A 26,034-nucleotide genomic window follows, 5' to 3' on the forward strand; every position below is an offset into this window, starting at 1 on the left:
AGCCCATGCTCGGTGCTGCACGATCAGGTGCCCTTCCGCGGAAGGATGGTGATGTGCCCGGTCGTCTCCAGCAGGGCGATCTGCACATCCTCGATCCGCAGGCCACCCTGCTGGCGCAACGCAGCATCGAAATCGGCCCGGCTGATCAGTTCGCGGCGAAGAACACCCTCCAAAAGCCGGCCATCGCGCGCGATTACGGTAGGTTCTCCTTCGATCATCCGCTCCATGCGTCGATTCCGGGTGGTCAGCCAGCCCACCCCATAGTTGAGCAGGATGAGGGTCGCGGCCAGCAGCAGGCCGCCGCCCAGCGAGGTATCGGTGCCCAGCAGCGCGTTCTGCACCGCATTGCCCAGCAGCACGATCAACAGCACGTCGAAGGGCGTGATCTGCCCTAGAGCCCGCTTGCCGCCAAGCCGGACCATGCCCAGCACCACGACATAGACCACCACCGCGCGCAGGATGAACTCCCACCAGGGCATTGCCAGTGCAAACAGATCGGGCATGGCCTTCCCCTGTGGAACGGTAGCCCAGCCTAGCACCAAGGATCTGACCCCATCCCTGGTGCTGCGGCGGCACAAATAAAAAGCCCCGCTGACCAGGGGGAGGTCAACGGGGCCGGGGAACGGGCACTTGGGGAGGAGTCCCCGTTCCGAGATCTGCTCCAGGGGATGGGAGAGATCCACAACAGGCGTTGCGCCTGTCGAGAGTTATAGAAGCACTCCGAACACTAACGGTTCGTGAAGGGGCCCAATTTAATGAACCTCGATCAGGACAACATTCATGATCGAGTCAGAAACCTCTGACGAATGAACGAATTCACGTCGTTTTCGGCCTGAAATGCCCTCAGTGCGCTTCGTCCCAGTTGTTGCCGACGCCGGTATCGACCACCAGCGGCACCCGCAGTTTGGCCGCTTGCGACATGCGCTCGACCACCTGCAAACGCAAGTCTTCAACGAAACTGCTTTCGGTTTCGAACACCAGTTCATCGTGCACCTGCAGGATCATCCGTGCCGGTGCGCCGCTGTCACGCAGCCACTGGTCCACGTCCACCATCGCGCGTTTGATGATGTCGGCGGCGGTGCCCTGCATCGGCGCGTTGATCGCCGCGCGTTCGGCACCGGCGCGCAGGCCCTGGTTACGTGCATGAATGTCGTTCAGGTACAGGCGACGACCAAACAGGGTTTCCACATAGCCCTGGTCGCGGGCCTGCTGGCGCATCCGCTCCATGAAATCGCGCACGCCCGGGTAGCGGCTGAAGTACAGCGCCACGTAGTCCTGCGCCTGGCCACGGTCGATGCCCAGGTTGCGGGCCAGGCCGAAGGCGCTCATGCCGTACATCAGCCCGAAGTTGATCGCCTTGGCGGCGCGGCGCTCGTTCGGGGTCACTTCCTCCAGCGTGCGCCCGAACACCTCGGCGGCGGTGGCACGGTGCACGTCGGCGCCCTGCTCGAAGGCACGCACCAGGCCCGGGTCCTCGGACAGGTGGGCCATGATCCGCAGTTCGATCTGCGAATAGTCGGCCGCCAGCAGCTGGAAGCCCTCCGGCGCCACGAACGCGCGGCGGATGCGACGGCCGTCCTCGGTGCGGATCGGGATGTTCTGCAGGTTCGGGTCCGACGAGGACAGGCGGCCGGTGGCGGCTCCGGACTGGTGATAGCTGGTATGCACGCGGCCGGTATCCGGGTTGACCATCTCCGGCAGCTTGTCGGTGTAGGTGCTGCGCAGCTTGGCCAGCCCGCGGTACTCCAGGATCACGCGCGGCAGCTCGTGCTGGTCGGCAATCGCCTCCAGCGCCTCTTCATTGGTGCTGGGCTGGCCCTTGGGGGTCTTCACCACCGCCGGCAGCTTCAACTCGTCGAACAGCACCGCCTGCAGCTGCTTGGGCGAATCCAGGTTGAAGCTGCGCCCGGCCAGCTCGGTGGCTTTCTGCTGCGCGGCCAGCATGCGCGAAGACAGGTCCTGGCTCTGCCGGCGCAGTTCGTCGGTGTCGACCCGCACGCCGTTGGCTTCGATGCTGGCCAGCACCGGCACCAGCGGCATCTCGATGCCGCGGTAAACGCTGTCCAGCGCCGGCTCGGCCAGCAGCTGCGGCTGCAGCGCGTGGTGCAGGCGCAGGGTGATGTCGGCGTCCTCGGCGGCGTAGCGGCTGGCCTCGTCGATGCCCACCTGCGAGAACGGAATCTGCTTGGCGCCCTTGCCGGCCACCTCCTCGAACTTGATGGTGCTGTAGCCCAGGTAGCGCAGCGCCAGCGAATCCATGTCGTGGCGGGTAGCGGTGGAATTGAGCACGAAGCTCTCGAGCATGGTGTCGTCGTGGTAGCCCTGCACCTGCACGCCGTGGCGGCGCAGCACGTGCAGGTCGTACTTGCCGTGCTGGCCCAGCTTCTTCTTCGCCGGGTCCTGCAGCACCGGGCGCAGCGCGTCCAGCACCTGCTGCATCGGCAGCTGGGCCGGCGCACCCGGGTAATCGTGGCCGACCGGAATGTACGCCGCCCTGCCCGGCTCGACGGCCAGGCTGATGCCGACCAGGCGCGCACGCATCGCGTCCAGCGCATCGGTTTCGGTATCGAAGCTGATCAGGTCGGCCTGCTGCAGGCGTTCGACCCAGGCCTGCAGCTGCTCGGCGGTCAGCACGGTCTCGTATTCACCCGGCGCGGACAGTGCCGGATCCAGCGTGCCAGCGGCGGGCGCCTCGACGCTGCCACGCGCGAAGCCGGCCGCAGTGCCGCGCAGGCTCGGGGTCGCCTCGCTGGCGGCCACCGGTGCCGGCACCGGCGCGCCCAGTTCCTTCAGTGCCTGGGTGAAGCCGTAGCGCGCATACAGCTCGGTCAGCTCCGGCACGTCCTGCTCGCGCAGGGCCAGCGTGGTCGGGCTGGCGTCCAGCGCCAGGTCGGTGCGGATGGTCACCAGCTCGCGGTTCAGCGGCAGACGCTCCAGCGCGGCGCGCAGGTTTTCGCCGATCTTGCCCTTCATGGTCGGCGCGGCCGCCATCACCCCATCCAGGTGCTGGTACTCGGCCAGCCACTTGGCAGCGGTCTTCGGCCCGCACTTCTCCACGCCCGGCACGTTGTCGACGGTGTCGCCCATCAGCGCCAGCAGGTCGATGATCTGGTCGGCGCGCACGCCGAATTTCTCCATCACCGCCGCATCCGAATCCATGCGGCTTCCGGTCATGGTGTTGACCAGCTCGATGCCCGGGCGCACCAGCTGGGCGAAGTCCTTGTCGCCGGTGGAAATGGTCACCTTCAGGTCCTGCGCCAGGCCCTGGAGGGCCAGCGTGCCGATCACATCGTCGGCTTCCACGCCGGGGACGCGCAGGATGCTGATGCCCAGCGCCTCGACGATGCGGCACATCGGCTCGACCTGGCTGCGCAGCTCATCGGGCATCGGCGGGCGGTTGGCCTTGTACTGGTCGTACAGGTCATCGCGGAAGGTCTTGCCGGGCGCATCGACCACGAACGCGACGTAGGCCGGGCGTTCCTTCAGCGTCGAACGCAGCATGTTGACCACGCCGAACAGTGCGCCAGTGGGTTCACCCAGTGCATTGGACAGGGGCGGCAGCGCGTGGAACGCGCGGTACAGGTAACTGGACCCGTCGATCAGGACTAATCTGCTCATGGGCCGATTCTACGCGCCCGTGCCTGCACCGCGACGACACGGCACGCACCTGGCGATGGGGCATAATCAGGGCTCTCTCCAGGCAAAGGCCCCCGCCGATGAAGACCCTGATGCTGGCTTCCCTGCTCCTGCTCGCTGGCTGCGCCAGCATGGGTGGCGCAGGTGCTCCCCCGGTGGACGTCAAGGGCGCCGATGTCTCCAAGCGCACCATGGACAACGGCGATGTCATCGAGGAATACCGTGTGTCCGGCCAGCTGCGCATGGTCAAGGTGACGCCATCGCGCGGTGCTCCGTTCTACATGTACGACAAGAACGGCGACGGCCGTTTCGACAACGACAAGGACGGTGTGTCGCCGGTGTACTGGAAGCTGTACAGCTGGTGATGTGACCGGGGTCGGATCCCTCTCCACAGGAAAGGGCTCTGACCCCTCAAGGCCATCGGCACGGCCCATCCACGCATGGCGTGGATCTACCGGGACAACGAACGTGGATCCACGCCATGCGTGGGTGACCGCCTATCAGTAGATCCACGCCATGCGTGGATCCGCCCCCCGATCCCCGACAAAAAACAACGCCGGCGCGCATCCTGCGGCCGGCGTCGGGTCCCCTCCCCGGGAACGCTTGAATCAGTGGTGTGGATCAGCGGATGACCAGCACCGGCAGCGTGCTGCGTGCCAGCACTTCGGCGGTCTGGCTGCCCAGCAGCACGCGGGTCACGCCACGGCGGCCGTGCGAGGTCATCACGATCAGGTCGCTGTTGCGCTCGCCGGCGGTCTCGATGATGCCGTCAGCTGCGTAGCGGTCCAGCACGTGCACCGGATTGGCGGTGATGCCCTGCTCGGCCGCCTTGGCCAGCGCCGGCTGCAGCACCTTCTGCGCGCCTTCCTCGCGGTCGGCCTTGTACTCGGGGCTGTTCATGTAGCCCACGCTCCAGCCCATGGCGTCGTACATGCCGACGGCCCACGGCTCGGAGACAGTCACGATATCGACCTCGGCGTTGAGGTCCTTGGCCAGCTCCAGGCCCTTGGCCAGGCCCTTGTCGGCCAGCTCGGATCCGTCGGTGGCAATCAGGATGCGCTTGTACATGGTGGGGCTCCGTAGCGATCTGCCAGATGGGAACGACACCATTGCACACCGGATGTGCAGGCCGTGCCTTGAGCAGAATCAATCCGGCGCCGCGCATTGGCGTGTGCGCACCGCCCGCTTGCACGCACCGGTCGGGCGGCGCATGCTCGGCGGGCGGCGCACTGCCGCGCCCAAGGACGACCGACATGCAGGACAACAAGCCGCCCGTCTGGAGTTCCCAGAAGTCCATCATGGTCGCCGCGATCATCGCCTTGGCGGTGCTGTTCGGCGGCTACCAGATCGGCAAGGACATGGCGCTGCGCGACAACGCCCGGCAGTCAGCCGGCCGATAACCTGCTGCCGTAGAGTCGAGCTTGCTCGACTCTACAGCGCCCCTACCTTCAGGCGATCTGCACCACGCGTGCGTTCTGGCACAGCGGATAGCTGCCCACGAATCCGGCAATCGCATCACGCATCGCTTCGAACGATTCGCCGTACATGTACAGCGCGGTTTCGGTCGGGCCCTGCCACCAGCTGCAGATCTCGCCCAGGCCGTCGATGTTCTCCGACAGCTGTTCGAACACGTGGTTGGAATCGCACTGCTCGTAGACTTCGTCCGGCAGGTTCAGGCCATCCAGGTAGATGCCCAGCCCCTCGGTCACGCCGAAGCTGCGGTCGGCTTCACCCGCGCCCTGCAGCTGCGAACCCTTCGGTGCACCCAGCTGTTCCAGCAGATCGATCAGCTTCGGCACGCCGTCCGCATCGACCAGCGCCACTTCGATGTCGCCGTACTCGACTTCACCGAGGTCGGATATTGCAGTGCCACCACCGGTCAGCTCGCCCACCTGGGCCGCCTGCAACAGCGCGTCGAGCGGGTCCTCGAACAGTTCGTGACGATGCTCGGGCTGCAGCCGGGCGTTCAACTTCACGGTGACGTGCAGCGTGGGTTCGGTCATGGGGGCGTTCCTGGAAGATGTCGCCGCCTATTGTAGAGCTGAGCCATGCTCAGCTGCTTTTCCCTGCCCTGACCAACGACACTCCCGCTGCCGGCGAGCCACGCGATAATGCGCATGGCAAGGACACCATTCCAACAGGGGGAATACATGAAGTCGATCATTGGTCTTTCGCTGCTGCTGCTCCTCACCGGCTGCGGCATCCGCACCGAAGTGGTGCGCGTGAACGTGCCCGATATCCGGGTGAATCCCGAAGAGGGTCCGGTAGTGGTGGTGGGGCCGGTGCGCGACGTCCGTCCGGTCTATTACCCGGAAGTTGCGGCAGCCGACCGTGCGAAGAACATTGCCGGGGTGGTTCGTCAAGGCAACGGCGTCCTTGTCTCCATCGAGTCCACCACAGCGGCGGACAAGACACGCGCAATCATGATCCAGGCATTGCGAAACATGGGCTATCGCACCGCCGATCAGTGCGAAACCTCATGTACGCAACTGGAGGCCTCGCTCACCGATTTCTCGGTCAAGATGCCGGCGAACTTCTTCCGGATGGTGTCATCCACACAACAGATGCTGGCCGACATTTCGGTGCAGGTCGTTGCGCGGAAGGAAGGCCAGACCCGTACCTTCACCGCCACCGGGCATGGCGCGAACATCTTCCAGGTGCCATCACGCGAGAACTGGGAAATCGCACTGGAGCGCGCGGTAAAGAGTTTCACCAGCAGCCTGCAGCAGTCGATGTCCGAACAGGATGCGACGGCCGGTTCAAAGGCGCAGGACTGACGCTCTGTCTTTCTGGTAGACCCGAGCCATGTTCGGCTGCCTTTCCCGCCAGAAGCAGCCGAGCATGGGCTCGGCTCTACACCACCAACGCTCAACGCAGGAACGGCGCCACCTTGCGCTTCAGCAACTCCACCAGCACCGGGTCCATGTAGTCGTAGTCATCCGGGATATCCAGGCAGATCACCCGCTTGTCCTTCAGCCACGGCTTGTAGCGGCTGGACAGCCGGTTGCGGTGAGCACGCTCCATCACGAACACGATATCGGCCCACTGCAGCAGCTCGGGGCTGAGCACTTCCTCGGCATCGGCCAGCAGCCCGGCCGATGCGGTTTCGATGCCCGGCCACTCGGCGAACACCTGCTCGGCCGTCGGGCTGCGCAGGCGGTTCTGGCTGCAGAGGAAGAGCACGTTGCGGGTCATGGCTGCAGCGTATCGGGGTCGGATCCCTTTTCCAACGGAAAGGGGCTCTGACCCCATACGTGTAACGTCCAACCGCTTTTGTAGAGCCGGGCCTATGCTCGGCTGTTCTTCCCCGCCAACAGCAGCCGAGCATGGCTCGGCTCTACAGGGATCCCGCCCCCCGACGGTGATCAGATCACCGTCAGGTTGGCGTAGGCCATCACCAGCCACTTGCTGCCGGCGTCGGCAAACTCGACCTGCACGCGGGCGTGGGCGCCGCTGCCTTCGTAGTCGGTCACCATGCCTTCGCCGAACTTGGGATGGGTGACCAGCGCGCCGAGCTTGACCGGCGGCGCCTCGATCGAGGCATGGCCCATCACCCGGCTGGCACCCATCGAGGCCGGCCGCGAGACCTGTACCTTCGGGCGCACTTCGTGCAGCAGTTCGCGCGGGATCTCGCGCAGGAAGCGCGACGGCAGGCTGTAGTTGTCCTGGCCGTGGATGCGGCGCGACTCGGCATAGCTCAGCACCAGCTTCTGGCGCGCGCGGGTGATGCCGACGTAGGCCAGGCGGCGCTCTTCCTCCAGCCGCCCGCTTTCCTCCAGCGAACGTGCGCTGGGGAACAGGCCGTCTTCCATGCCCGCCAGGAACACCAGCGGGAATTCCAGGCCCTTGGCCGAATGCAGGGTCATCAGCTGCACGCCGTCCTCGCCGGCCTGCGCCTGGCCTTCACCGGCCTCCAGCGCGGCGTAGGCCAGGAACGCGACCAGCTCGTCCATGTCCTCGCCCACTTCCTCGATGTCGTCGGCGCGGCGCACGAAGCGCGAAGCGACCGAGACCAGTTCGTCGAGGTTGTCGGTGCGCGATTCCGAATCCAGCGAATTGCGGCTTTCCTTGCTCCAGTGCTCGCGCAGCTGCGAGCGGGCCAGCACGTGGTCCACGCGCTCGGCGAGGGTCATGTGCACGGTCTGCGCCTGCAGCTCGTTGACCAGCCCCAGGAAGCCGGCCAGTGCATTGCGCGCGCGTGCGGCCAGCGCGTTGCCCTGGGTGACCAGCATCGTTGCTTCCCACAGCGAGATGCCCTGCGCGCGCGCCTCGCGGCGCACTTCGTCCAGCGTGCGGTCGCCGATGCCCCGGGTAGGCGTGTTGACCGCGCGCTCGAAGGCGGCGTCATCGTTGCGGTTGGACAGCAGGCGCAGGTAAGCCAGCGCGTCCTTGATTTCGGCCCGTTCGAAGAAGCGCATGCCGCCGTACACGCGATAGGGCACCTGTTCGCTCAGCAGCGCCTCTTCAAGCGCGCGCGACTGTGCGTTGCTGCGGTAGAGCACGGCCACTTCGGTGTAGCTGCCACCATCGCGTACCCACTGGCGGGCACGCTCGACGATGTAGCGCGCCTCGTCCATCTCGTTGTACGCCGCGTACAGGTCGATCGGTTCTCCGTCGCCACTGTCGGTCCACAGCTGCTTGCCGATGCGATCCGGGTTGTGCGCGATCACCGCATTGGCAGCGCCGAGGATGTTGGCAGTGGAGCGATAGTTCTGTTCCAGGCGGATGGTCTGCGCACCTGGGAAATCACGCAGGAAGCCCTGCACGTTCTCGACCTTGGCGCCGCGCCAGCCGTAGATGGCCTGGTCATCGTCGCCGACCACGAACACGTGGCCGGAATCGCCGGCCAGCACGCGCACGAAGGCGTACTGGATGGCATTGGTATCCTGGAACTCGTCCACCAGGATCTCGCGGAAGCGGGCACGGTAGTGCGACAGCAGCGCCGGGTTGTCGCGCAGCAGTTCATGGGCGCGCAGCAGCAGCTCGGCGAAGTCGACCAGGCCGGCGCGGTCGCAGCGTGCCTGGTATTCGATATAGGCCTGGCGCATGGTTTCCAGCCACGCATCATGCGGCTCGGGCTGGATGTGCTGCGGGCGGCGACCCTCATCCTTCTGTTCGTTGATCCACCAGGCGATCTGCTTGGCCGGGTACTTGCCGTCGTCCAGTTCCAGCGCCTGCACCACGCGCTTGACCAGCCGCAGCTGATCATCTGAATCCATCACCTGGAAGCCTTCGGGCAGCTTGGCGTCCTGCCAGTGCAGGCGCAGCAGGCGGTTGGCCAGGCCGTGGAAGGTGCCGATCCACATGCCGCGGCTGCCATTGGGCAGCTGCGCGTCGATGCGGTGGCGCATTTCACCGGCCGCCTTGTTGGTGAAGGTCACCGCGAAAATGCCGTGGGTCGGCACGCCTTCGACTTCATGCAGCCAGGCGATGCGGTGGGTGAGTACGCGGGTCTTGCCGGAACCGGCACCGGCCAGCACCAGGTGGTGGCCGGGGGGAGCGGAGACGGCTTCGCGCTGGGCCGGGTTCAGGCCATCAAGCAGGTGGGAGACATCCATGCCCCCATTTTACGGCATCGCCGTCGCGGCTCCTGCGACCACCTGGGTGGCCAGTGCTTGCGCCTGCTGACGCAGTTCAGGCACCGCCAGGCTTTCCCACAGGCTGCCGATGCGCAGGCTGCCGAGCACGCCCAGCCGTGCCTGCGGCTGGCCCCCGGCAGCACACAGGCGGTCGCCCGGCACCGTGCTGTCCAGGCCCAGCCCATGCGGGCCGGGGCGCGCCAGACCATCGGCCTGCAGCTGCTGCAGCAACGGATTGCGCAGCGCACTGGCGCGGGTTTCCACACCGGTGGCGTTGATCACGCCGCCGATCGTCCACTGCTGTTCATTGCCGGTGGCATCGCGACCCGACAGCCGCAGGGCATCGCCTTCGCGGCCGACGCGTTGCAGGCGGGACCGGTGAACACGCAGTTGGCCGCTTTCGATCAGCGCCTGCAGCTGTGCGTCGACCTCTTCGGCGATGCGGTGGCGATGCACGTCCCAGTAGCGCACCACATGGCGCAGGAAGCGGCGCTGGTCGGCCGCGTCGAGGCTGCACCACAGCGCCTGCCCGTGCGGACGGATGCGGTCCATCACGCCCTGCCACGGCAGGCCGTCGGCCTGTGCCTGGCGTGCGAACCCACGCAACGCGCGCAGGCGCTGGCGCAGGTTCATCGGCAGCAGCGTGGCCGGGTCGAACCTGGGCAGGCCACCATGCGCATGCGGCAACGGCAGCAGGCCGTGGCGCGAGATCACATGCAGCGGGCCGGTGTGGCCGGCGGCGACCAATGCCAACACGGTGTCGGCCATGCTCAGGCCGGAGCCTACGATGGCCACGGCCTGCTCGCCGGCCAGGGTGCGTACGCCGTCGTAGTCCCAGGCCTCGATCACGTCATCGGCGGGCAGTGCCTCGGCACCGGCCACCGGCAGCGGCCGCATGCTGTTGCCGGTGGCCAGCACCGCCTGCGCGGCGTGCAGCGTGCTGCCATCGCCGAGTGTCAGCTGGTAGCCATGGTCATCCGGCTGCAGGCCCAGCACCGGCTGCGCGATCACCTGCAGCTGTGCCGGGCTGGTCGCAGCGGCCTCCTGCAGGCGCTGCTGCAGGTAGGCAGCAAAGTAGTGGCGGCACACATAGCGCTCGCCCAGCACCTCGCGCGCCTCGCCCGGGTAGGCATTGGCGGCCATCAGGTAGTCGAGGAAATCGCCGGGCTGGTCGGCAAACGCACTCATCTTCGCCGCCGGCACGTTCAGCAGATGCTCCGGCCATGGCGTGGCATAGGCGATGCCCTGCGCCAGCTGCGAGGCGGGTTCGAAGATGGCCAGCGCCAGCGGCGCCTTGGCCTGGCGCAACACCTGGATCGCCACCAGCACCCCGGCCGCACCACCACCGATGATTGCCAGGTCCAGTTCGCCATTACGCGGTGAATCAGTCATGTGCCGATTGTAGGCCATCGGCGATGACGGGCCGGATTGCCGGAATGGGCGGCCGGCATTGCTTCACATCAACGCATCGGCCAGCCGTGCAATACCTTCGCGGCTGCGCCGCCACGTGGGACGGCTGCGCCACTGCTGCAGGTCCAGCTGCCGCGACTCGCGCAGGTAGCCGTCCTCGATCGCGCACAGCTGCTGGACCAGCGCGCGGTCGTAGCAGATCAGGCCGATCTCGGCATTCAGCGCGAACGAGCGGATATCCATGTTGATGGAGCCGAGCACGGCGATGTCCTCATCCACGCTCATGTGCTTGGCGTGCAGGAACTGCGGCTCGTACAGCGCGATGCGCACGCCACAGCGCAGCAGTTCATCGTAGTAGGCCTCCTGCGCCCACGACGTCAACCGCTGGTTGTTGCTGGCAGACAGGATCAGCTGCACCTGCACGCCGGACAATGCGGCGATACGCAGCGCACTCAGTGTGGCTTCGTCAGGTACGAAGTACGGGGTGACCATCACCAGCCGGCGTCGCGCCAGGTGGATCAGCGCGGCTACCGCGTCGCGCGCGTTGCTGTACGGGTAGGCCGGGCCGCTGGGCAGCAGCTGGGTGGCGATGTCGTCGCCGCATTCGGGCACATCGGTGATCACATCTAGGCGCTGGCCGGTCTCCATGTACCAGTCGCTGGCGAATACGGCTTCCAGGTGCGCCACCGCCGGGCCGCGCACGCGCGCCACCAGTTCGCGGTTCGGGTGGCCCGGCACGAACTGCGGGCCCGCCAGGTTCTGCGAACCGACATAGGCCACTTCGTTGTCGATCACCGCGATCTTGCGGTGGTTGCGCAGGTCCATGCGTCCGCTGCGACGCCAGCGCAGGCCACCGGGCAGCATCGCGCGCACTTCGATGTCGCGCGCCTGCAGGCGCTTGCGATAGGCGCGCAGGCCACGCTTGGCGCCCACCGCATCGAGCAGCACGCGGCACTGCACGCCACGCGCGGCGGCACGCTGCAAGGCCTCGACAATGGCCTCGCCGACCGCGTCGTCGAACATCAGGTAGTACAGCAGGTGCACGCGGTCTTCGGCCTGGTCGATGTCGGCGATCAGCGTGTGCAGCGACTCGTCGTAGTCGGTCAGCAGATCGACGGCGTTGCCGTGTACCGGCATGAAATCGCCCTGGCGCTGCACCAACGGCACGATCTCGGCGCTGGCGGTGTCGGGCTGTGGGGTCCAGCGCAGGCGATGCTGCAGCGCCTGCTCCTCACGGATCACCTGCGAGGCCTCGGCCTGGCGGCGGATGCGCTCGCGCGACAGCCACGGATGGCCGAACAGCAGGTACAGCGGCAGGCCCAGCAGCGGTACGAAGCCGACCAGCAGCAGCCAGCTGCGCGCCGCGCCGGGCGTGGTGCGGGTGGGAATCCAGCACAGCGCGACCAGCCGGATCAGCCAGTCGATCAGCAGCAGGTAGGAACCCAGCAACCACTCGAACAGCATCGTGTCGCCCGTCGGGAGGTGATGGGCCATTCTGCCCAGCGGGGTGTGTAGAGTCGAGCTGCGCTCGACTGCGTTGAAGCAGCGTGCCAACCAAGGTTGGCACCTACCGGGGGGTGGAGGGAGTGTGCCGACCAACGGTCGGCACCCACAGGCGCCCACCACGGGAACATCGGGCATGAAAAAACCCGCCACAAGGGCGGGTTTCTTCGCGGGGACCAGCAATCCTTGCGGATTACTTGATCTTGCCTTCCTTGTACAGGACGTGCTTGCGCACGACCGGATCGTACTTCAGGAATTCCATCTTCCCCGGGGTGTTCTTCTTGTTCTTGTCGGTCGTGTAGAAGTGGCCGGTACCGGCCGAGGAAATCATACGGACCTTATCGCGCTTGCCTGCCATGATGCTTTACTCCTCAGACCTTTTCGCCGCGCGCACGCAGCTCAGCCAGAACGGAATCGATGCCGTTCTTGTCGATGGTGCGCAGTGCATGCGCGGAAACACGAAGCTTGACCCAGCGGTTCTCGCTGGCCACCCAGAAACGGCGCTCGTGCAGATTCGGCAGGAAACGACGACGGGTCTTGTTGTTGGCGTGCGAGACGTTGTTACCCGTCTGCACTCGCTTGCCGGAAACCTGGCATACGCGGGACATTGCGCACCTCGATAGTAGTAGTTGTCAGCCCGTAGCCCGGGAGACGGCGGCCTCGATGGTTGCCCACCACACGTCAAGAGAATCAAAGGGTTACGCTGGCGTTGGGCGGCCGGGGACGTGCTCCCGGGGGCGCCGCCCGGTAGAAAACCGGACACAGCGAGCCGCGCATTATGCACGGGTTCAAGCACTTGCGCAAGTTACCCACAGGCTGCGGCTGAACCGGCAGGGCCGGGAGCCCGCCAACCGGCATACTGCTCCGGTTCACTGCGGAGCTTTCCATGCGGCTGCTGGCCCTGACCTACGGAACCGAAGGCGATACGCGTCCGCTGGCCATGCTCTGCCATGGGCTGATCGGCGCAGGCCACGCGGTGACACTGCTGGCCGATGGCGGCACGCTGGGCAGCGCGCAGGCACTGGATGTGCCCCATGCGGCTCTTGAAGGTGACATCCATGACGAAGTGGTCGCGCTGGTCTCGCGTGGCAACGGTGTTGCCGCCGCCAGTAGCGGGCTGGCACGGATGGCGCTGCAGCATGTCAGCGGCTGGATGCGCCAGGCCGATGCCGCTGCCGAAGGCTGCGATGCGATTCTGACCGGTGGCCTGGCGGCCTTTGTCGGCATGAGCGTGGGCGAACGCCGCGGACTGCCGGTCATCGGCACCGGCATGATCCCGCTGACCCCGACGCGGGCCTTCCGCTCTCCGTTCCTGCCACCGGGACGCTCGCCGGGCTGGTTGAACCGCGCCAGCTATGGGCTGGTCAACGGCCTGATCTGGCGCCAGTTCCGTCGGCCGATCAACGCAGCCCGCAAGCAGCTGGGGCAATCGCCGCGCCGCTCGCTGTGGCCCGGCCTGCCGATGCTCTATGGCATCTCGCCGCAGCTGCTGCCGCCACCGGCGGATTGGCCGGCCGACCACATCGTCTGTGGCCAATGGCGCCTTCCTGATGCGCCCTGGATACCCCCGGCCGATCTGCAGGCCTTCCTCGATGCCGGCCCGGCGCCGGTGTATCTGGGCTTCGGCAGCATGACCGGCTTTGATCGCGAGCGCGTGTTGCCGGCCCTGCTGCAGGCGCTGGCGCCACGCCGGGTGCTGCTGTTTCCTGGCTGGGTGGGACTGCCTGCGATGCGCTTGCCCGATTCGGTCTTCGTACTGGGGCCGACTCCACACGAAGCGCTGTTCCCGCGTTGCGCATTCGCCATCCATCACGGTGGCAGCGGCACCACGCATTCGGCCTGCCGCGCCGGTGTTCCTTCGCTGGTGATGCCGTTCGCCGCCGATCAGTTCTTCTGGGCTGATCGTCTGTATCGGTTGGGCGTGGCACCGGCACCGTTGTCACCGAAGCGGCTGGACGCAGCAACGCTGGCGGCAGCCATCACCTTCGTTGAAACCGACGCAACACGCGCACGCGCGGCGGCCCTGGGCGTGGCGATGCGCCATGAGGACGGGGTGGCCTGTGGCGTTGCAATGATCGAGCGATGGTTGCGGCCGGTGTGACAGCGGCCAGGCCTCAGCGCAGGTGCGGAATCACCTGCGCCAGTAGGTGCGCATCCTTCAACGCGCCATGCAGGCCGCGCTGGCTGGGAATGCGCAGGCGCTGCAGCACATCATCCAGCTTGTTGCCCTGACCCGGCCAGCGTCCCCGCGCAAGCTTCAGGCTGCAGGTGATGCGGCAGTGCTGGGCCAGCGCGCCGGGGATGCCGGACAGGCGCAGCTCGTTGTCCAGGAAGCCCACATCGAAGGTAGCGTTGTGCGCGACCATCTCGCTGCCGCGCAGGAACTCCAGCAGTTCGGCCGCCTTGCTGGAGAACAGCGGCTTGCCCACCAGCATCGCATCGCTGATGCCGTGCACGCGCTGTGCGCCCCAATCCACCTTGCGCTGCGGCTGCAGGTAGGTGTGGAACTGGCGGCCGGTGAGCTGGCCATCGATCAGTTCGACGGCACCGATTTCGATCACCCGGTGCCCCAGGCGGTGGGAGATGCCGGTGGTTTCGGTATCCAGTGCGACGATGCGGCTCATCAGGGTGTGCGTTCTCCAGTACGTGCACGCCGATTTTCGCACGCGACCGATGCACTCACCCCAACGCCTCCACCACCCAATCGATGAACACCCGCAGCCGCTGGCTCATGTGCCGGTTCGGCGGGAACATCACGTGCATCGGCATCGGCGGCAGCTGCCAGTCCTGCAACACCGGCAGCAGCTCGCCGCGCGCCACGTGCGGCTCGGCCATGTAGCTGGGCAGCGCCACCACGCCCAACCCCGCCAACGCAGCGGCCAGATAGGCGTTTCCATCATCGAAGCCGACCGTATAGCGGCCCTGCACCTCAACGCGCTCATCGCCGCGCTGTGCGCTGAACACCCGCGCCCGGCCACTGCGCGGGCTGAGGAAGCCGACCATGTGGTGGTCGGGTCCTTCCAGCGCGCGCGGGTCGGTCGGCAGGCCGAAGCGCTGCACATAACCGGGGCTTGCGTGGAAGCCGATCGGCAGCGCCGCCAGCGCCCGCGCTGCCAGCGCCGGGTCGGCCGGGGTGCCACCACGGATCACGCAGTCGACGTTGTCGGCGATGACATCGACTTCGCGGTCACTCACGCCGATGTCCAGCTGGATCTCCGGGTAGCGCGCCTGGAAGTCCGGCAGCGCCGGCACCAGCCGCAGCCGCGCGTAGGGCCCGGGCACGTCCACGCGCAGCCGTCCGCGTGGCTGGCTGGCCGCGTCACCCAGCCCGCCCTCCACTTCTTCCAGCTCGGCCAGCAGGCGGGCGATGCGCGGGTAGTAGGCCGCGCCGTCGGCGGTGACGCTGACCCGGCGCGTGGTGCGGTTGAGCAGGCGCAGCCGCAGGTGTGCCTCCAGTTGCTGCACCAGCTGGGTGGCCGTAGTGCGGCTGATCTGAAGGGTCTGCGCGGCCCGGGTGAAGCTGCCGGTTTCCACCACGCGGGCAAACGCCCGCATCGCCTCGAAACGGTCCATGGCGGGCCATGATTGTTTGGAATTGGCAATCAATCTAGGCCGATCATCGCGGTTTATCCAGACAGCACTGGCGCGGAGGATGGCGTTCTCTCCCACGGGATCTTCCCCATGTCACAGCGTGATGTCGTTTTCCCCGCCGGCCGCCAGGCCCTGTACGAGCGCAACCGCTACTCGCCGGCGATCCGATCCAATGGCTTCCTGTTCGTCTCCGGCCAGGTCGGCAGCCGCGAGGACGGCTCGCCCGAGCCGGATTTCGAAACCCAGGTGCGCCGCGCGTTCGAGAATCTCAATGCGGTGCTGGCCGCTGCCGGCTGCACGTTCGATGACGTGATCGATGTGACCGTGTTCCTGGTCGATCCGGAAACCAACTTCGAGAAGGCCTGGGCGATCGTGCCCGAGTACTGGGGCGAGGCGCCGCACCCGACCCTGACCGGCATCGGCGTGACCTGGCTGTACGGGTTCCAGTTCGAGATCAAGGTGATCGCGAAGTTGCCGTGATACGGGTAGTGCCGGCCGCTGGCCGGCAACGCAGTGGGGTCGAAAAGCGTGTCGACCAAGGTCGACACCCACCAAGGCAGGAGGTCCGCACCCACCAGGGCAGGATGCCCCCAGGCCGTCCACCTGAACGGGAGATTCCGACGTATTCCCGAAGCGGCCATTGATATTGTATCCGGCGAAAACCGCTTGCTAGCCTCCCTTCCATGCGCCGGATCTCCCGCCACCTTCGCTCGTACCTGATGATGCTGCTGATGGCGGCATTCGTGGTCGTGCCGGTGGCCGACGCGCTGGCCTGCACGGTGGAACCGCACGCCAGCACGGTGCACGTGGAGTCCGCTCCGGATGCCGATGGCGATACCGACGGCAAGCATGTTGGTGCCTGTGGCCACAACCACTGCCACCACTCCAACCTGAGCCTGCCGGCCAGTACCCTCGCCGCCTTCGGTGCGCCACTGCCGGCGCGCTGGATGAATGCCGGCGACGCGGCGACCTATGCGGTCGCCCAGGATGAATTGACGCGTCCCCCCCGGGCGTGAGTTGAGCGCGTCCCGCGATTGCGGGCTCCCGTTTCACTCACAACCGGAATCCCCCTATGTCGATCCTGACACCTCGGTCGCCGCGCGCGGCCGGGCTGGTCGTCGCCGTGTTGCTGGGCCTGGCCCCGGCGGCACCGGTGATGGCGCAAGCCGCCCCTTCCTACGACACCCTGCTTGAACGCCTGGAGCAGCTGCCCGGCACCCGCGTGGGTACGGCACTGGCCGAGGCCGCCGATGCGCGCGCCGACCAGGCGCGTGCGTTGCCCAACCCTTCCCTGTCCTACTCCGCCGAAAACGCCTGGGGCACCGGCTCCTACGGCGGCATGGGCAAGGCCGATACCGTGCTCACCCTGTCCCAGCCGCTGGAGGTCTGGGGCCAGCGTGGCGCGCGCGTCCGTGCGGCCCGGGCCGAAGCACAGGCCGCCAACCTGCGTGGTGCCCAAAGCCGCAGCGACGTGGCCAGCCAGCTGGCGGTGGTCTACGCACAGGCGGAAAGTGCACTGCGCCGCTACACCCTGGCCGAAGAAGCACTGACCCTCACCCGCGCTGACGCCAACGCCGTCAACGCGTTGGTCAAGCAGGGCCGCGAACCGCAGCTGCGTGCGGTGCAGGCGCAGAGCGAGGTGGCCAACGCCAGCGCAGCGCTGGATGAAGCGCAGGCGTTCCGCGATGCCGCGCTGGCCCGCCTGGCCGGTGCCGCACTGCTGGATGCCCCGGTGCAGTCGATCAACGACAGCCTGCTCGACCGTGCGCCGCCGCTGCCGCGTGGCGCCACCGACGTGGCACTGGCGGTGCGCATCGCCGAAGCCGAAGCCGATGCGGCGGGCAAGCTGGTCGAGGTGGAGCGCAAGCGTGCCCTGCCCGACCTCAGTGTCACCGCCGCGCAGACCCGCTTCCGCGAAGGCGGCGAGCGTGCCTACAACCTCGGGGTCAGCCTCAGCATCCCGCTGTTCGACCGCAACCGCGGTGGCATCCGCGCCGCCAATGCCGACCAGCGCGCGGCCGAAGCGCGCCTGGACCAGCAGCGCCGCGACAGCGAGGCCGAGCGCCTCTCTGCGGTGGCCGGGTTGAAGGCCGCCAGTAGCCGTACCCGCGCCGCCGATGAAAGCGTGGTCGCCGCCGAAGAGGCGTATCGCCTGGCCCGCATTGGCTTCGACGCCGGACGCATCTCGCAGCTGGAACTGCGCAGCACGCGCAGCGCCCTCATCGCCGCCCGCGGCACCGCCGTGGATGCGCGCCTGTCGCGCGTCGCCGCGGAAATCGATCTTGCCCGCCTGGAAGGGCGCGCACCCTTTGTGGAGGCTCCATGACTCTCTCCCGTACTTTCCCGCTGATCGGCGGCGTGCTGCTGACCGTCCTGCTGGCTGGCTGCGCCGGCAACGCGCAGACGCCTGCCAATGAAAACCCCGCTGCGGCCAAGGCCGGCAACGACGATGGCCACGGCCATGCCGCTGGCAGCAAGGAAGCCAAGGCAGAAACCGCGAAGGCGCCTGCTGACGCCGACGAAGGCGTGGTGCAGCTGACCCCGGAGCAGATCAAGGCCTCCGGTATCGAAGTGGTCGCAATCGGTCGCGGTGGCGGTGGTTCCACGCGCCTGTCCGGCCGGGTCGAACCGTCGGTCGGCGCACGCGCCTCGGTGGCGTCGACCGTGACCGGCCGCGTCGAGCGCGTGCTGGTCGCGCCGGGCACCGCGGTGAAGCAGAACCAGGCGCTGGCGATCGTGGTCAGCGGCGAAGCGGCGGTGTTCCGCGCCAATGCGCTGGCCGCAGCGGCCGAAGCCGAGGCCGCGCGTCTGGCCTATGGCCGCGACAAGGCGCTGGTCGACCAGGGCGTGGTCGCCCGCCAGGAGATGGAAGCCTCGCGCGCACGTTCGCTGGCGGCACAGGCCCAGGCTGCTGCCGCGCAGGCCCAGGCCGCCGCCAACGGTGCGCCCGATGCCAGCGGTCGCGTGCGCATCACCAGCCCGGTGGCCGGCATCGTCGGCAACGTGCAGGTCACCCCGGGCGGCGTGGTAGCCGCCGGCAGCGCGGTGGCCGACGTCGCCGACCCGACGATGAACGAGCTGGTGTTCACCGCACCGCCGGCGCTGGCCGCGCAAGTCACGCCCGGCATGAAGCTGGAAGTCAGCGTGCCGGGTGGCAGCTTCACCGCCACCGTCACCGGTTCGGCCGCCGATGTGCGCCAGCAGGGCGGCGTCGCGGTCATCCGTGCCACGCCGGTGGATGCGTCGCTGCCGCCGGCCGGTTCGCCGGTATCGGCCGTAGTGGTCACCGAAGGCCAGGACGGCTCGCTCAGCGTCCCGGCCGATGCAGTGCAGAACGTCGATGGCAGCAGCGCGGTGTTCGTCGCCGTCGAAGGCGGCTTCAAGGCGCAGCCGGTGCTGGCTGGGCGCCGTGCCGGTGACCGCATCGAGATCCTCGGTGGCCTGACCGGCAGCGAGCGCATCGTCGGTGCCAATGCCTTCCTGCTCAAGGCCGAACTGGCCAAGGGCGAAGCCGAGCACGGCCACTGAGGAGGCGACCATGTTCAAGCTGATCATTGAAAAAGCGGTGCGCCACCGATGGCTGGTGGTGTTCATGGCGGCGCTGATCGCCGCGGTGGGCCTGTTCCAGCTGGGCAAGCTGCCGATCGACGCGGTGCCGGACATCACCAACCGCCAGGTGCAGATCAACACGGTGGCACCGGCGCTGACGCCGGAGCAGATCGAGCGGCAGGTGACCTATCCGCTGGAAACCGCGCTGGCCGGCATTCCCGGCCTGACCACCACGCGTTCGCTGTCGCGCAATGGCTTCTCGCAGGTGACCGCGATCTTCACCGATGCGACCGACATCTACTTCGCGCGCCAGCAGGTGGCCGAACGCATGCGCGAGGCATCGGAAGACCTGCCCGATGGTGCGTCGCCAATGCTGTCGCCGGTCACCACCGGCCTCGGCGAGGTGCTGATGTGGACGGTGGACTTCACCGCGTTCGATCCGGCCAGGCTGGCCAAGCCCGGTGAAGCGGGCTGGCAGGCCGGCGAGGTCTACCGCACGCCGGAAGGCAATCTGCTGCGCACGCCGGAAGAACGTGCCACCTACCTGCGTACCGTGCAGGACTGGATCATCGCGCCGCAGATGCGTTCCAGCCCGGGGCTGGCCGGCGTCGATACGGTCGGTGGCTACGTCAAGGAATATGGCGTGCATCCGGACAGCGCCCGGCTGGCCGCGCACGGCCTCGGCTTGGCCGATCTGGTCACCGCCCTGCAGCGTTCCAACGTGCAGGCCGGTGCCGGTTTCGTGCAGCGTGCCGGCGAAGGACTGGTGGTGCGTGCCGATGGCCTGGCGCTGACCACCGAGGATCTGGCACAGGCCCCGGTGGCGACCCGCAATGGCGTGGTGGTGGTGCGCGTGGCCGATGTGGCCGAGGTCGAGCTGAGCCGCGCGCCGCGCCTGGGTGCGGCCAGCCGCAACGGCCATGAAGCCGTACTGGGTACCGCGCTGATGATTGCCGGCGGCAACAGCCGCACCGTGGCGCAGGCCGCTGCGGCGCGCCTGGAACAGGTGAACAAATCGCTGCCGGCCGACATCGTGGCCGCGCCGGTGCTGGACCGCAGCGTGCTGGTCAATTCCACCATCAAGACCGTGGCCAGGAACCTCACCGAGGGCGCGCTGCTGGTGGTGGTGGTGCTGTTCCTGCTGCTGGGCAACCTGCGTGCAGCAACGATCACCGCGCTGGTGATTCCACTGTCGTTCCTGTTCGCAGTGATCGGCATGAACCGCTTCGGCATCAGCGGCAACCTGATGAGCCTGGGTGCGCTGGACTTCGGCATCCTGGTGGACGGTGCGGTGATCGTGGTCGAGTCGACGCTGCTGATGCTGGGCCAGCGCCGCGCCGAACTGGGCCGTGCATTGACCGCGATGGAGCGGCTGCGCGTGGCTGCCGATTCGGCGATGAAGATGGCGCGTCCAGCTGCGTTCGGACAGTTGATCATCCTGCTGGTGTTCGCGCCGATCCTCACCCTGGAAGGCGTGGAGGGCAAGACGTTCCACCCGATGGCAGCGACCTTCATGCTGGCCCTGGTCGGTGCCTTCATCTTCTCCTTCACCTTCGTGCCGGCGATGGCCGCGCTGCTGGTGCGCGAGCCGAAGGTGAAGGACGGCGATACGCATGCCGAAGATGGCGAGCACGAGACGAAGCTGATCCGCGTGCTGCGTGCGCGCATCGAACCGGTGGTGCGCAAGGCCGTGGCACATCCGCGCACGGTGCTGGCAGCTGCGGTGATGATGGTGGTGGTGGGCATCGGCGCGTTCTCGCTGCTGGGCCGCGAGTTCATGCCGACGCTGGACGAAGGCAACGTGGCGATGCAGGCCCTGCGCGTGCCGTCGACCTCACTGGAGCAGTCGCTGGCGATGCAGCTGGCGCTGGAGAAAGCGATCGCCAAGCAGCCGGAAGTGGAAACCGTATTCTCGCGTACCGGTACCGCCGAGGCGGCCATCGACCCGATGCCGACCAACATCTCCGACAGCGTGATCGTGCTGAAGCCGCGCAAGGACTGGCCCGATCCGAAGCTGGCCAAGGACGCACTGGTGGCGCGCTTCGAAAAGCTGGCCGGGCAGCAGCTGGGCAACAGCTTCGAGTTCAGCCAGCCGATCGAACTGCGCTTCAACGAGCTGATTTCCGGCGTGCGTACCGACCTGGCGGTGATGATCTTCGGCGATGACTTCAGCCAGCTGCAGAAGGTGGCCGACCAGGTGGCGCTGAAGCTGCGTGCGGTGAACGGCGCGGCCGACGTGCGGGTGGAACAGATCTCCGGCCTGCCTACGCTCAACGTGGCGATCGACCACGTGGCGGCGGCGCAGTACGGCCTGACTGCCGCAGACGTCAGTGATGCACTGTCCACCGGCATTGGCGGCACGGCGGCCGGCAAGATCTTCGAAGGTGATCGCCGCTTCAACGTGGTGGTGCGCCTGGACGATGCCTCGCGCAACGATCCGGACCAGCTGGCCTCGCTGCCGATCGCCACGCCTTCGGGGCTGGTGATTCCGCTGTCGTCAGTGGCGCGCATCACGGTGAGCGAAGGGCCGAACCAGATCAGCCGCAACAACGGCAGCCGCCGCGTGGTGGTGCAGGCCAACGTGCGCGGTCGCGATCTGGGCGGCTTCGTCGGCGAGGCGCAGGCAGCGGTGGCCGACGTGGCACTGCCGCCGGGTGCCTACCTGACCTGGGGTGGCCAGTTCGAGAACCTGCAGCGCGCGGAGAAGCGGCTGGCGACGGTAGTGCCGGTGGTGTTCCTGCTGATCGGTAGCCTGCTGTTCATGGCCCTGCGCAGCGGCAAGGAAGCCATTCTGGTGTTCAGCTGCGTGCCGTTGGCGCTGGTCGGCGGCATCCTCGCGCTGCTGCTGCGGGGCATGCCGTTCTCGGTGTCGGCGGCGGTCGGCTTCATCGCCGTCTCCGGCGTGGCCACCTTGAACGGCCTGGTGCTGATGCAGGCGATCCGCGAACGCCTGGATGCCGGTGACCTGCCGCTGCAGGCAGCGATCAACGGTGCCTCCAGCCGCATCCGCGCGGTGCTGACCACGGCGCTGGTGGCGATCGTCGGCTTCATTCCGATGGCGATTGCCAGCGGTTCCGGTGCGGAAGTGCAGAAGCCGTTGGCGACGGTGGTGATCGGTGGCCTGATCACCGCCACCGTGCTGACCCTGCTGGTGCTGCCGACCTTTGCTGCACGAGTGGCCAAGCCGCGGGCGGTGGGGTGAGCTGAGAGGGGGTCGGAGCCCTTTCCTTGGGAAAGGGATCCGACCCCGTGACCGGGTCGGATTGCCGGCCAGCGGCCGGCACTACCCGGTAGCGGTCAGGCCTTCTTGCGCTCGGCGATGTAGGCTTGGATCTGCTGTTCCAGCACCGGCAGCGGCACCGAGCCCTGCTTGAGCAGGGTGTCGTGGAAGCCCTTGATGTCGAACTTGTCGCCCAGTTCCTTCTCGGCCTGCGCGCGCAGGCGCACGATGGCGATCTCGCCCAGCTTGTAGCTCAGTGCCTGGCCCGGCCAGGAGATGTAGCGGTCCACTTCGGTGGTCACTTCATGCTCGCTCAGCGCGGTGTGGTCACGCAGGTAGGCCAGCGCCTGCTCGCGGGTCCAGCCCTTGCTGTGCACGCCGGTGTCGATCACCAGGCGCGCGGCGCGCCACATCTCATAGGTCAGGCGGCCGAAATCCTCGTACGGGGTTTCGTAGATGCCCATCTCCACGCCCAGCTTCTCGCAGTACAGCGCCCAGCCTTCGCCATAGGCGGAGATGTAGGCGTTGCGGCGGAACTCGGGCAGGTTCTTCTGTTCGGCGGCGATCGCGCCCTGCAGCGCGTGGCCCGGATCGGACTCATGCAGCGTCAGTGCCGGCAGGTTGTACAGCGGGCGCGACGGCAGGTTGTAGGTATTGAGCCAGTAGGTGCCCATGCCACCACGGCCGGCGGTCCAGAACGGCGCGATATCCGGCGGCACCGGCACGATGGTGAAGCGCGCGCGCGGCAGCGTCATGTACTTGCCGAGCTGGCCGTCCGCCCGCTTGGAGATCCACGCGGCACGCGACAGCAGCTCTTCCGGCGTCTTGGCATAGAACTGCGGATCGGTACGCAGGAAGGTCAGGAACTCGGCGAAGCTGCCCTTGAACTTCACCTGCTTGATGATGTCGTTCATTTCCTTCTGGATGCGTGCGACTTCATCCAGGCCGATGCGATGGATCTCGTCCGGCGACAGGTCCAGCGTGGTGTATTCGTGGATCTGCTGCTTGTAGTACGCCTTGCCATCAGGCATCGCTTCGGCGGCCAGGGTGGTGCGCGCCTGCGGCACGTACTCGTTGACGAAGAAGGTGCGCAGCTGCTGGAACGCCGGCACCACCTTGCCGCTGATCGCTTCACGCGCCTGCGCCTGCAGCCTGGCCTGCTCGGCGGCCGGGATGGTGGTGGGCAGCTTCTTGAACGGCGCGTACAACGGCGATCCGGTCGGGTCCTTCAGCTCGGCGACGGTGGCGATGGACACTTCGCGGCCATCGAGCACGGCACGCGGCACGCTGAAGCCACGCTTCAGGCCGGCACGCATGTTCTCGGTCTGCTGGCCGAAGTAACGCGGCACATCGTTCAGCCGTGCGATGTAGTTCTGGTAGTCCTGCACGGTCTTCATCTCGCGCCGGGCCATGAAGGACAGGTTGGACCAGAACGAGGAGTCGGCGTTGAACGGCATCTCGTAGCCGCGCAGGCGCGTCTCTTCGGCCAGGTTGAACACCTGGTCGTGGTAGATCGCGTAGTTGACCTGGTTGTCGGGCGACAGGGTCTTCGGGTCGATCTTCTTCAGCGCGGCGAGGGTCTCGTCCCACACCTTCAGGCGCGCCTGCTGCGCGGCCGGGCCGACATCGGGCATGCGGGTGGCATTGGCCGGCGCGTCTTCGTCCTCGCTGGCCTCACCGCCGCCCTGCTGGCGCCACTTCCATTCCTTCTCGTACAGCGCGCGGAAGGCGGCATCGGCGGGCGATTCGGTGGCCACGCTGGCCGGTGCGGCGGTGGCAGGCGGCGCGGCAAGGGCCACGGCGGGGGCGGACAGGGCAATCAGCAGGGCAACGGCAAGACGGGTTTTCACGAGCACAGGTTCCCGGGAAGGCAGACCCCGATGATGGCACCGCCCACGGCCCACGGCATGGGACGAAGGTCCTGCCTGCAGCGCAGGCAGGACCGGGAACCGGCCGCAGGCCGGGCCCCCAGCGCCGGGGGCGCGTGGTAGAGCCGACTGTCAGTCGGCTGCTCTTCCGCCATATGCAGCAAACCCCGCGCTCCGCGCGAAAGTCGACTGACAGTCGACTCTACCCACGGCAGGCAGGACCGGGAACCGGCCGCAGGCCGGGGCCCAGCGCCGGAGGCGCGTGGTAGAGCCGACTGTCAGTCGGCTGCTCTTCCGCCATATGCAGCAAACCCCGCGCTCCGCGCGAAAGTCGACTGACAGTCGACTCTACCCACGGCAGGCAGGGCCGGGAACCGGCCGCAGGCCGGGGCCCCAGCGCCGAAGGCGCGTGGTAGAGCCGACTGTCAGTCGGCTGCTCTTCCGCCATATGCAGCAAACCCCGCGCTCCGCGCGAAAGTCGACTGACAGTCGACTCTACCCACGGCAGACCGCATCCCGGCGTAGTCTCAATGGCTGGCCTTGTCCCGCTTCCAGCCCCGGTGCTTGATGTCCAGCTGCAGGCTGTACAGCGCGGTGAACGCCGGGAACAGGTTCTGCAGCACGCCCACCGAGTCCTGCTTGGCCGAGAACAGGAAGTAGCTCAGCGTCATCAGGCTGCCGACCACGCTCATGTACCAGAACAGGCGCGGAATCACCGGCTTGCCCGCACGCTTGGACGCGATGAACTGGACCAGCCAGCGGCCGCCGAACATCAGCGCGCCGGTATAGCCGATCAGCTTCCAGCCGGTCACATGCAGGCCGGTCCAGTACAACCAGGTCAGCGGCTGGTCGAGCCAGTGCAGCTCCAGATCCATCAACGCTCCTCCACCGCGGTGCGCTTGCTGCGGGTGATCAGCCACGCCACGCCGCGCAGGTCACGGATGCCGACCAGTGCACGGCCCAGGTTGTTGTACTTGGACACGCCGGCGGTACGGTGGCGGTGGTTGACCGGCACGCTGGTGGTCTTCCAGCCGGCACGCTGCATCAGCGCGGGCAGATAGCGGTGCATGTGGTCGAAGTACGGCAGGTCGAGGAACGCGCTGCGCTCGAACAGCTTGATGCCGCAGCCGGTATCGGGCGTATCGTCGCGCAGCATGCGTGCGCGGATGGCGTTGGCCCACTTGCTGGCCCAGCGCTTGCTGCCGCTGTCCTGGCGGTTGACCCGCCAGCCGGCGAACAGCTTCACCTGCGCCTCGGCGGCATCGCGCGCGGCCAGCAGCTTGGGGATATCGGCCGGATCGTTCTGGCCATCGCCATCCAGGGTGGCGATCCACGGCGCCCGCGCATGCTTGACACCGGTGCGCACGGCGGTGCTCTGCCCGCTCTGGTTCACATGGTGCAGCACCCGCAGTTCCGGTGTGGTCGCCTTCAGGCCCTGCAGCACCGCCAGGGTGTCATCGCGCGAGTGATCATCGATGTAGACGATCTCGAACGGCAGCCGGCCACGCAGTGCAGCGGTGATTTCGGCAACCAGCGGGGCGACGTTGTCGCGTTCGTTGAACACCGGGACGACAACGGAAAGCTCGGGTTGGCTCATAAGGCACTCGGCCAAAGGGGGACAAAGACCGCGCATTCTCCGAAGCCGAGGTTATCCGAAGATGAATCCGGCTGTGTGAGG

At 67.3% G+C, this 26,034-nt stretch carries 24 protein-coding genes; 9 read left to right on the forward strand and 15 right to left on the reverse strand.

Features of this window, described 5'->3' with window-relative positions:
* Positions 1 to 23: 23 nt before the first annotated feature.
* Positions 24 to 503, reverse strand: a complete 480-nt coding sequence (locus AC5P6S_RS17785; protein WP_024957711.1) for a DUF421 domain-containing protein — start codon at positions 501 to 503, stop codon at positions 24 to 26.
* Positions 504 to 843: 340 nt separating this feature from the next.
* Positions 844 to 3,618: a DNA polymerase I gene (gene polA, locus AC5P6S_RS17790; protein WP_495204693.1), complete on the reverse strand. Its 2,775-nt coding sequence runs from the start codon at positions 3,616 to 3,618 to the stop codon at positions 844 to 846.
* 98 nt (positions 3,619 to 3,716) lie between these two features.
* Between polA and AC5P6S_RS17795 the strand changes: the two genes are divergently transcribed.
* Positions 3,717 to 4,001, forward strand: coding sequence for a DUF2782 domain-containing protein (locus tag AC5P6S_RS17795; RefSeq protein ID WP_005411628.1), 285 nt, complete (start codon positions 3,717 to 3,719; stop codon positions 3,999 to 4,001).
* 256 nt (positions 4,002 to 4,257) lie between these two features.
* On the opposite strand, the gene AC5P6S_RS17800 is transcribed toward AC5P6S_RS17795, so the two are convergent.
* A complete protein-coding gene (locus AC5P6S_RS17800) occupies positions 4,258 to 4,704 on the reverse strand; it encodes a universal stress protein (protein WP_005411629.1) in 447 nt (148 codons plus the stop codon).
* A 185-nt stretch (positions 4,705 to 4,889) separates the two neighbouring features.
* Here AC5P6S_RS17800 and AC5P6S_RS17805 point away from each other — a divergent pair, with 185 nt between their 5' ends.
* Entirely contained in the window at positions 4,890 to 5,036 is a 147-nt protein-coding gene (locus AC5P6S_RS17805) for a hypothetical protein (protein WP_005411630.1), read from the forward strand.
* A 48-nt stretch (positions 5,037 to 5,084) separates the two neighbouring features.
* On the opposite strand, the gene AC5P6S_RS17810 is transcribed toward AC5P6S_RS17805, so the two are convergent.
* Positions 5,085 to 5,639 carry a hypothetical protein gene (locus AC5P6S_RS17810; protein ID WP_043034430.1) on the reverse strand — a complete coding sequence of 185 codons (555 nt, stop codon included), beginning with the start codon at positions 5,637 to 5,639 and terminating at the stop codon, positions 5,085 to 5,087.
* 147 nt (positions 5,640 to 5,786) lie between these two features.
* Between AC5P6S_RS17810 and AC5P6S_RS17815 the strand changes: the two genes are divergently transcribed.
* Positions 5,787 to 6,413 (forward strand): hypothetical protein, encoded by a 627-nt coding sequence (locus AC5P6S_RS17815; RefSeq protein WP_024957802.1) that lies wholly within the window; start codon positions 5,787 to 5,789, stop codon positions 6,411 to 6,413.
* 91 nt (positions 6,414 to 6,504) lie between these two features.
* On the opposite strand, the gene AC5P6S_RS17820 is transcribed toward AC5P6S_RS17815, so the two are convergent.
* The 6 genes from AC5P6S_RS17820 to rpmB form a co-directional block, all read right to left on the reverse strand.
* Entirely contained in the window at positions 6,505 to 6,831 is a 327-nt protein-coding gene (locus AC5P6S_RS17820; RefSeq protein WP_049396047.1) for a low molecular weight protein tyrosine phosphatase family protein, read from the reverse strand.
* Positions 6,832 to 7,001: 170 nt separating this feature from the next.
* A complete protein-coding gene (uvrD, locus tag AC5P6S_RS17825) occupies positions 7,002 to 9,194 on the reverse strand; it encodes a DNA helicase II (protein ID WP_049396046.1) in 2,193 nt (730 codons plus the stop codon).
* Positions 9,195 to 9,203: 9 nt separating this feature from the next.
* Positions 9,204 to 10,625, reverse strand: a complete 1,422-nt coding sequence (locus AC5P6S_RS17830; protein ID WP_024957799.1) for an FAD/NAD(P)-binding protein — start codon at positions 10,623 to 10,625, stop codon at positions 9,204 to 9,206.
* A 45-nt stretch (positions 10,626 to 10,670) separates the two neighbouring features.
* Complete coding sequence (gene cls / locus AC5P6S_RS17835) at positions 10,671 to 12,089, reverse strand: cardiolipin synthase (protein ID WP_005414897.1); 1,419 nt, start codon at positions 12,087 to 12,089, stop codon at positions 10,671 to 10,673.
* A gap of 232 nt (positions 12,090 to 12,321) precedes the next feature.
* Positions 12,322 to 12,489 (reverse strand): 50S ribosomal protein L33, encoded by a 168-nt coding sequence (gene rpmG / locus AC5P6S_RS17840; protein WP_169411268.1) that lies wholly within the window; start codon positions 12,487 to 12,489, stop codon positions 12,322 to 12,324.
* 10 nt (positions 12,490 to 12,499) lie between these two features.
* Positions 12,500 to 12,736: a 50S ribosomal protein L28 gene (gene rpmB, locus AC5P6S_RS17845; protein WP_005411638.1), complete on the reverse strand. Its 237-nt coding sequence runs from the start codon at positions 12,734 to 12,736 to the stop codon at positions 12,500 to 12,502.
* A gap of 278 nt (positions 12,737 to 13,014) precedes the next feature.
* On the opposite strand from rpmB, the gene AC5P6S_RS17850 reads away from it, so the two are divergent.
* Positions 13,015 to 14,229: a nucleotide disphospho-sugar-binding domain-containing protein gene (locus AC5P6S_RS17850; RefSeq protein ID WP_065183637.1), complete on the forward strand. Its 1,215-nt coding sequence runs from the start codon at positions 13,015 to 13,017 to the stop codon at positions 14,227 to 14,229.
* A 13-nt stretch (positions 14,230 to 14,242) separates the two neighbouring features.
* Here AC5P6S_RS17850 and dnaQ read toward each other — a convergent pair whose 3' ends face one another.
* Positions 14,243 to 14,752 carry a DNA polymerase III subunit epsilon gene (gene dnaQ / locus AC5P6S_RS17855; protein WP_495204694.1) on the reverse strand — a complete coding sequence of 170 codons (510 nt, stop codon included), beginning with the start codon at positions 14,750 to 14,752 and terminating at the stop codon, positions 14,243 to 14,245.
* A 55-nt stretch (positions 14,753 to 14,807) separates the two neighbouring features.
* The gene (locus AC5P6S_RS17860; RefSeq protein ID WP_049459525.1) at positions 14,808 to 15,701 is read right to left on the reverse strand and encodes a LysR substrate-binding domain-containing protein; all 894 of its coding nucleotides are present in this window, start codon (positions 15,699 to 15,701) and stop codon (positions 14,808 to 14,810) included.
* Positions 15,702 to 15,809: 108 nt separating this feature from the next.
* Here AC5P6S_RS17860 and AC5P6S_RS17865 point away from each other — a divergent pair, with 108 nt between their 5' ends.
* The 5 genes from AC5P6S_RS17865 to AC5P6S_RS17885 all read left to right on the forward strand — a co-directional run bounded on the left by AC5P6S_RS17865 (position 15,810) and on the right by AC5P6S_RS17885 (position 22,470).
* Entirely contained in the window at positions 15,810 to 16,199 is a 390-nt protein-coding gene (locus AC5P6S_RS17865; protein ID WP_049396045.1) for a RidA family protein, read from the forward strand.
* Positions 16,200 to 16,402: 203 nt separating this feature from the next.
* Complete coding sequence (locus AC5P6S_RS17870; RefSeq protein ID WP_005411643.1) at positions 16,403 to 16,735, forward strand: hypothetical protein; 333 nt, start codon at positions 16,403 to 16,405, stop codon at positions 16,733 to 16,735.
* A 56-nt stretch (positions 16,736 to 16,791) separates the two neighbouring features.
* Complete coding sequence (locus tag AC5P6S_RS17875; protein WP_005411644.1) at positions 16,792 to 18,045, forward strand: TolC family protein; 1,254 nt, start codon at positions 16,792 to 16,794, stop codon at positions 18,043 to 18,045.
* Positions 18,042 to 19,247: an efflux RND transporter periplasmic adaptor subunit gene (locus AC5P6S_RS17880; RefSeq protein WP_043034424.1), complete on the forward strand. Its 1,206-nt coding sequence runs from the start codon at positions 18,042 to 18,044 to the stop codon at positions 19,245 to 19,247. Before AC5P6S_RS17875 ends, AC5P6S_RS17880 begins: the two co-directional genes overlap by 4 nt.
* A 10-nt stretch (positions 19,248 to 19,257) precedes the next feature.
* Positions 19,258 to 22,470, forward strand: coding sequence for an efflux RND transporter permease subunit (locus AC5P6S_RS17885; RefSeq protein WP_495204695.1), 3,213 nt, complete (start codon positions 19,258 to 19,260; stop codon positions 22,468 to 22,470).
* 95 nt (positions 22,471 to 22,565) lie between these two features.
* Here AC5P6S_RS17885 and AC5P6S_RS17890 read toward each other — a convergent pair whose 3' ends face one another.
* The 3 genes from AC5P6S_RS17890 to AC5P6S_RS17900 all read right to left on the reverse strand — a co-directional run bounded on the left by AC5P6S_RS17890 (position 22,566) and on the right by AC5P6S_RS17900 (position 25,953).
* Positions 22,566 to 24,338 carry a DUF885 domain-containing protein gene (locus AC5P6S_RS17890; protein ID WP_049396040.1) on the reverse strand — a complete coding sequence of 591 codons (1,773 nt, stop codon included), beginning with the start codon at positions 24,336 to 24,338 and terminating at the stop codon, positions 22,566 to 22,568.
* Between the two features lie 545 nt (positions 24,339 to 24,883).
* A complete protein-coding gene (locus AC5P6S_RS17895; RefSeq protein WP_005414908.1) occupies positions 24,884 to 25,231 on the reverse strand; it encodes a lipid-A-disaccharide synthase N-terminal domain-containing protein in 348 nt (115 codons plus the stop codon).
* Complete coding sequence (locus tag AC5P6S_RS17900; RefSeq protein ID WP_005420380.1) at positions 25,231 to 25,953, reverse strand: glycosyltransferase family 2 protein; 723 nt, start codon at positions 25,951 to 25,953, stop codon at positions 25,231 to 25,233. Before AC5P6S_RS17900 ends, AC5P6S_RS17895 begins: the two co-directional genes overlap by 1 nt.
* Between the last annotated feature and the right edge of the window lie 81 nt (positions 25,954 to 26,034).

It is taken from the genome of Stenotrophomonas sp. YJH_SMC_119 (assembly GCF_059368315.1).

Excerpts from the sequence above, each read along its gene's own strand:
- AC5P6S_RS17880 (WP_043034424.1), top strand. The coding sequence starts at position 18,042 with ATGACTCTCTCCCGTACTTTCCCGCTGATCGGCGGCGTGCTGCTGACC.
- AC5P6S_RS17895 (WP_005414908.1), bottom strand. The coding sequence starts at position 25,231 with ATGGATCTGGAGCTGCACTGGCTCGACCAGCCGCTGACCTGGTTGTAC.
- AC5P6S_RS17870 (WP_005411643.1), top strand. The coding sequence starts at position 16,403 with ATGCGCCGGATCTCCCGCCACCTTCGCTCGTACCTGATGATGCTGCTG.
- AC5P6S_RS17820 (WP_049396047.1), bottom strand. The coding sequence starts at position 6,831 with ATGACCCGCAACGTGCTCTTCCTCTGCAGCCAGAACCGCCTGCGCAGC.
- uvrD (WP_049396046.1), bottom strand. The coding sequence starts at position 9,194 with ATGGATGTCTCCCACCTGCTTGATGGCCTGAACCCGGCCCAGCGCGAA.
- AC5P6S_RS17795 (WP_005411628.1), top strand. The coding sequence starts at position 3,717 with ATGAAGACCCTGATGCTGGCTTCCCTGCTCCTGCTCGCTGGCTGCGCC.
- AC5P6S_RS17900 (WP_005420380.1), bottom strand. The coding sequence starts at position 25,953 with ATGAGCCAACCCGAGCTTTCCGTTGTCGTCCCGGTGTTCAACGAACGC.
- AC5P6S_RS17885 (WP_495204695.1), top strand. The coding sequence starts at position 19,258 with ATGTTCAAGCTGATCATTGAAAAAGCGGTGCGCCACCGATGGCTGGTG.
- polA (WP_495204693.1), bottom strand. The coding sequence starts at position 3,618 with ATGAGCAGATTAGTCCTGATCGACGGGTCCAGTTACCTGTACCGCGCG.
- AC5P6S_RS17860 (WP_049459525.1), bottom strand. The coding sequence starts at position 15,701 with ATGGACCGTTTCGAGGCGATGCGGGCGTTTGCCCGCGTGGTGGAAACC.
- AC5P6S_RS17800 (WP_005411629.1), bottom strand. The coding sequence starts at position 4,704 with ATGTACAAGCGCATCCTGATTGCCACCGACGGATCCGAGCTGGCCGAC.
- rpmB (WP_005411638.1), bottom strand. The coding sequence starts at position 12,736 with ATGTCCCGCGTATGCCAGGTTTCCGGCAAGCGAGTGCAGACGGGTAAC.
- AC5P6S_RS17785 (WP_024957711.1), bottom strand. The coding sequence starts at position 503 with ATGCCCGATCTGTTTGCACTGGCAATGCCCTGGTGGGAGTTCATCCTG.
- AC5P6S_RS17805 (WP_005411630.1), top strand. The coding sequence starts at position 4,890 with ATGCAGGACAACAAGCCGCCCGTCTGGAGTTCCCAGAAGTCCATCATG.
- AC5P6S_RS17830 (WP_024957799.1), bottom strand. The coding sequence starts at position 10,625 with ATGGCCTACAATCGGCACATGACTGATTCACCGCGTAATGGCGAACTG.
- AC5P6S_RS17865 (WP_049396045.1), top strand. The coding sequence starts at position 15,810 with ATGTCACAGCGTGATGTCGTTTTCCCCGCCGGCCGCCAGGCCCTGTAC.
- AC5P6S_RS17875 (WP_005411644.1), top strand. The coding sequence starts at position 16,792 with ATGTCGATCCTGACACCTCGGTCGCCGCGCGCGGCCGGGCTGGTCGTC.
- AC5P6S_RS17815 (WP_024957802.1), top strand. The coding sequence starts at position 5,787 with ATGAAGTCGATCATTGGTCTTTCGCTGCTGCTGCTCCTCACCGGCTGC.
- dnaQ (WP_495204694.1), bottom strand. The coding sequence starts at position 14,752 with ATGAGCCGCATCGTCGCACTGGATACCGAAACCACCGGCATCTCCCAC.
- AC5P6S_RS17850 (WP_065183637.1), top strand. The coding sequence starts at position 13,015 with ATGCGGCTGCTGGCCCTGACCTACGGAACCGAAGGCGATACGCGTCCG.
- cls (WP_005414897.1), bottom strand. The coding sequence starts at position 12,089 with ATGCTGTTCGAGTGGTTGCTGGGTTCCTACCTGCTGCTGATCGACTGG.
- AC5P6S_RS17810 (WP_043034430.1), bottom strand. The coding sequence starts at position 5,639 with ATGACCGAACCCACGCTGCACGTCACCGTGAAGTTGAACGCCCGGCTG.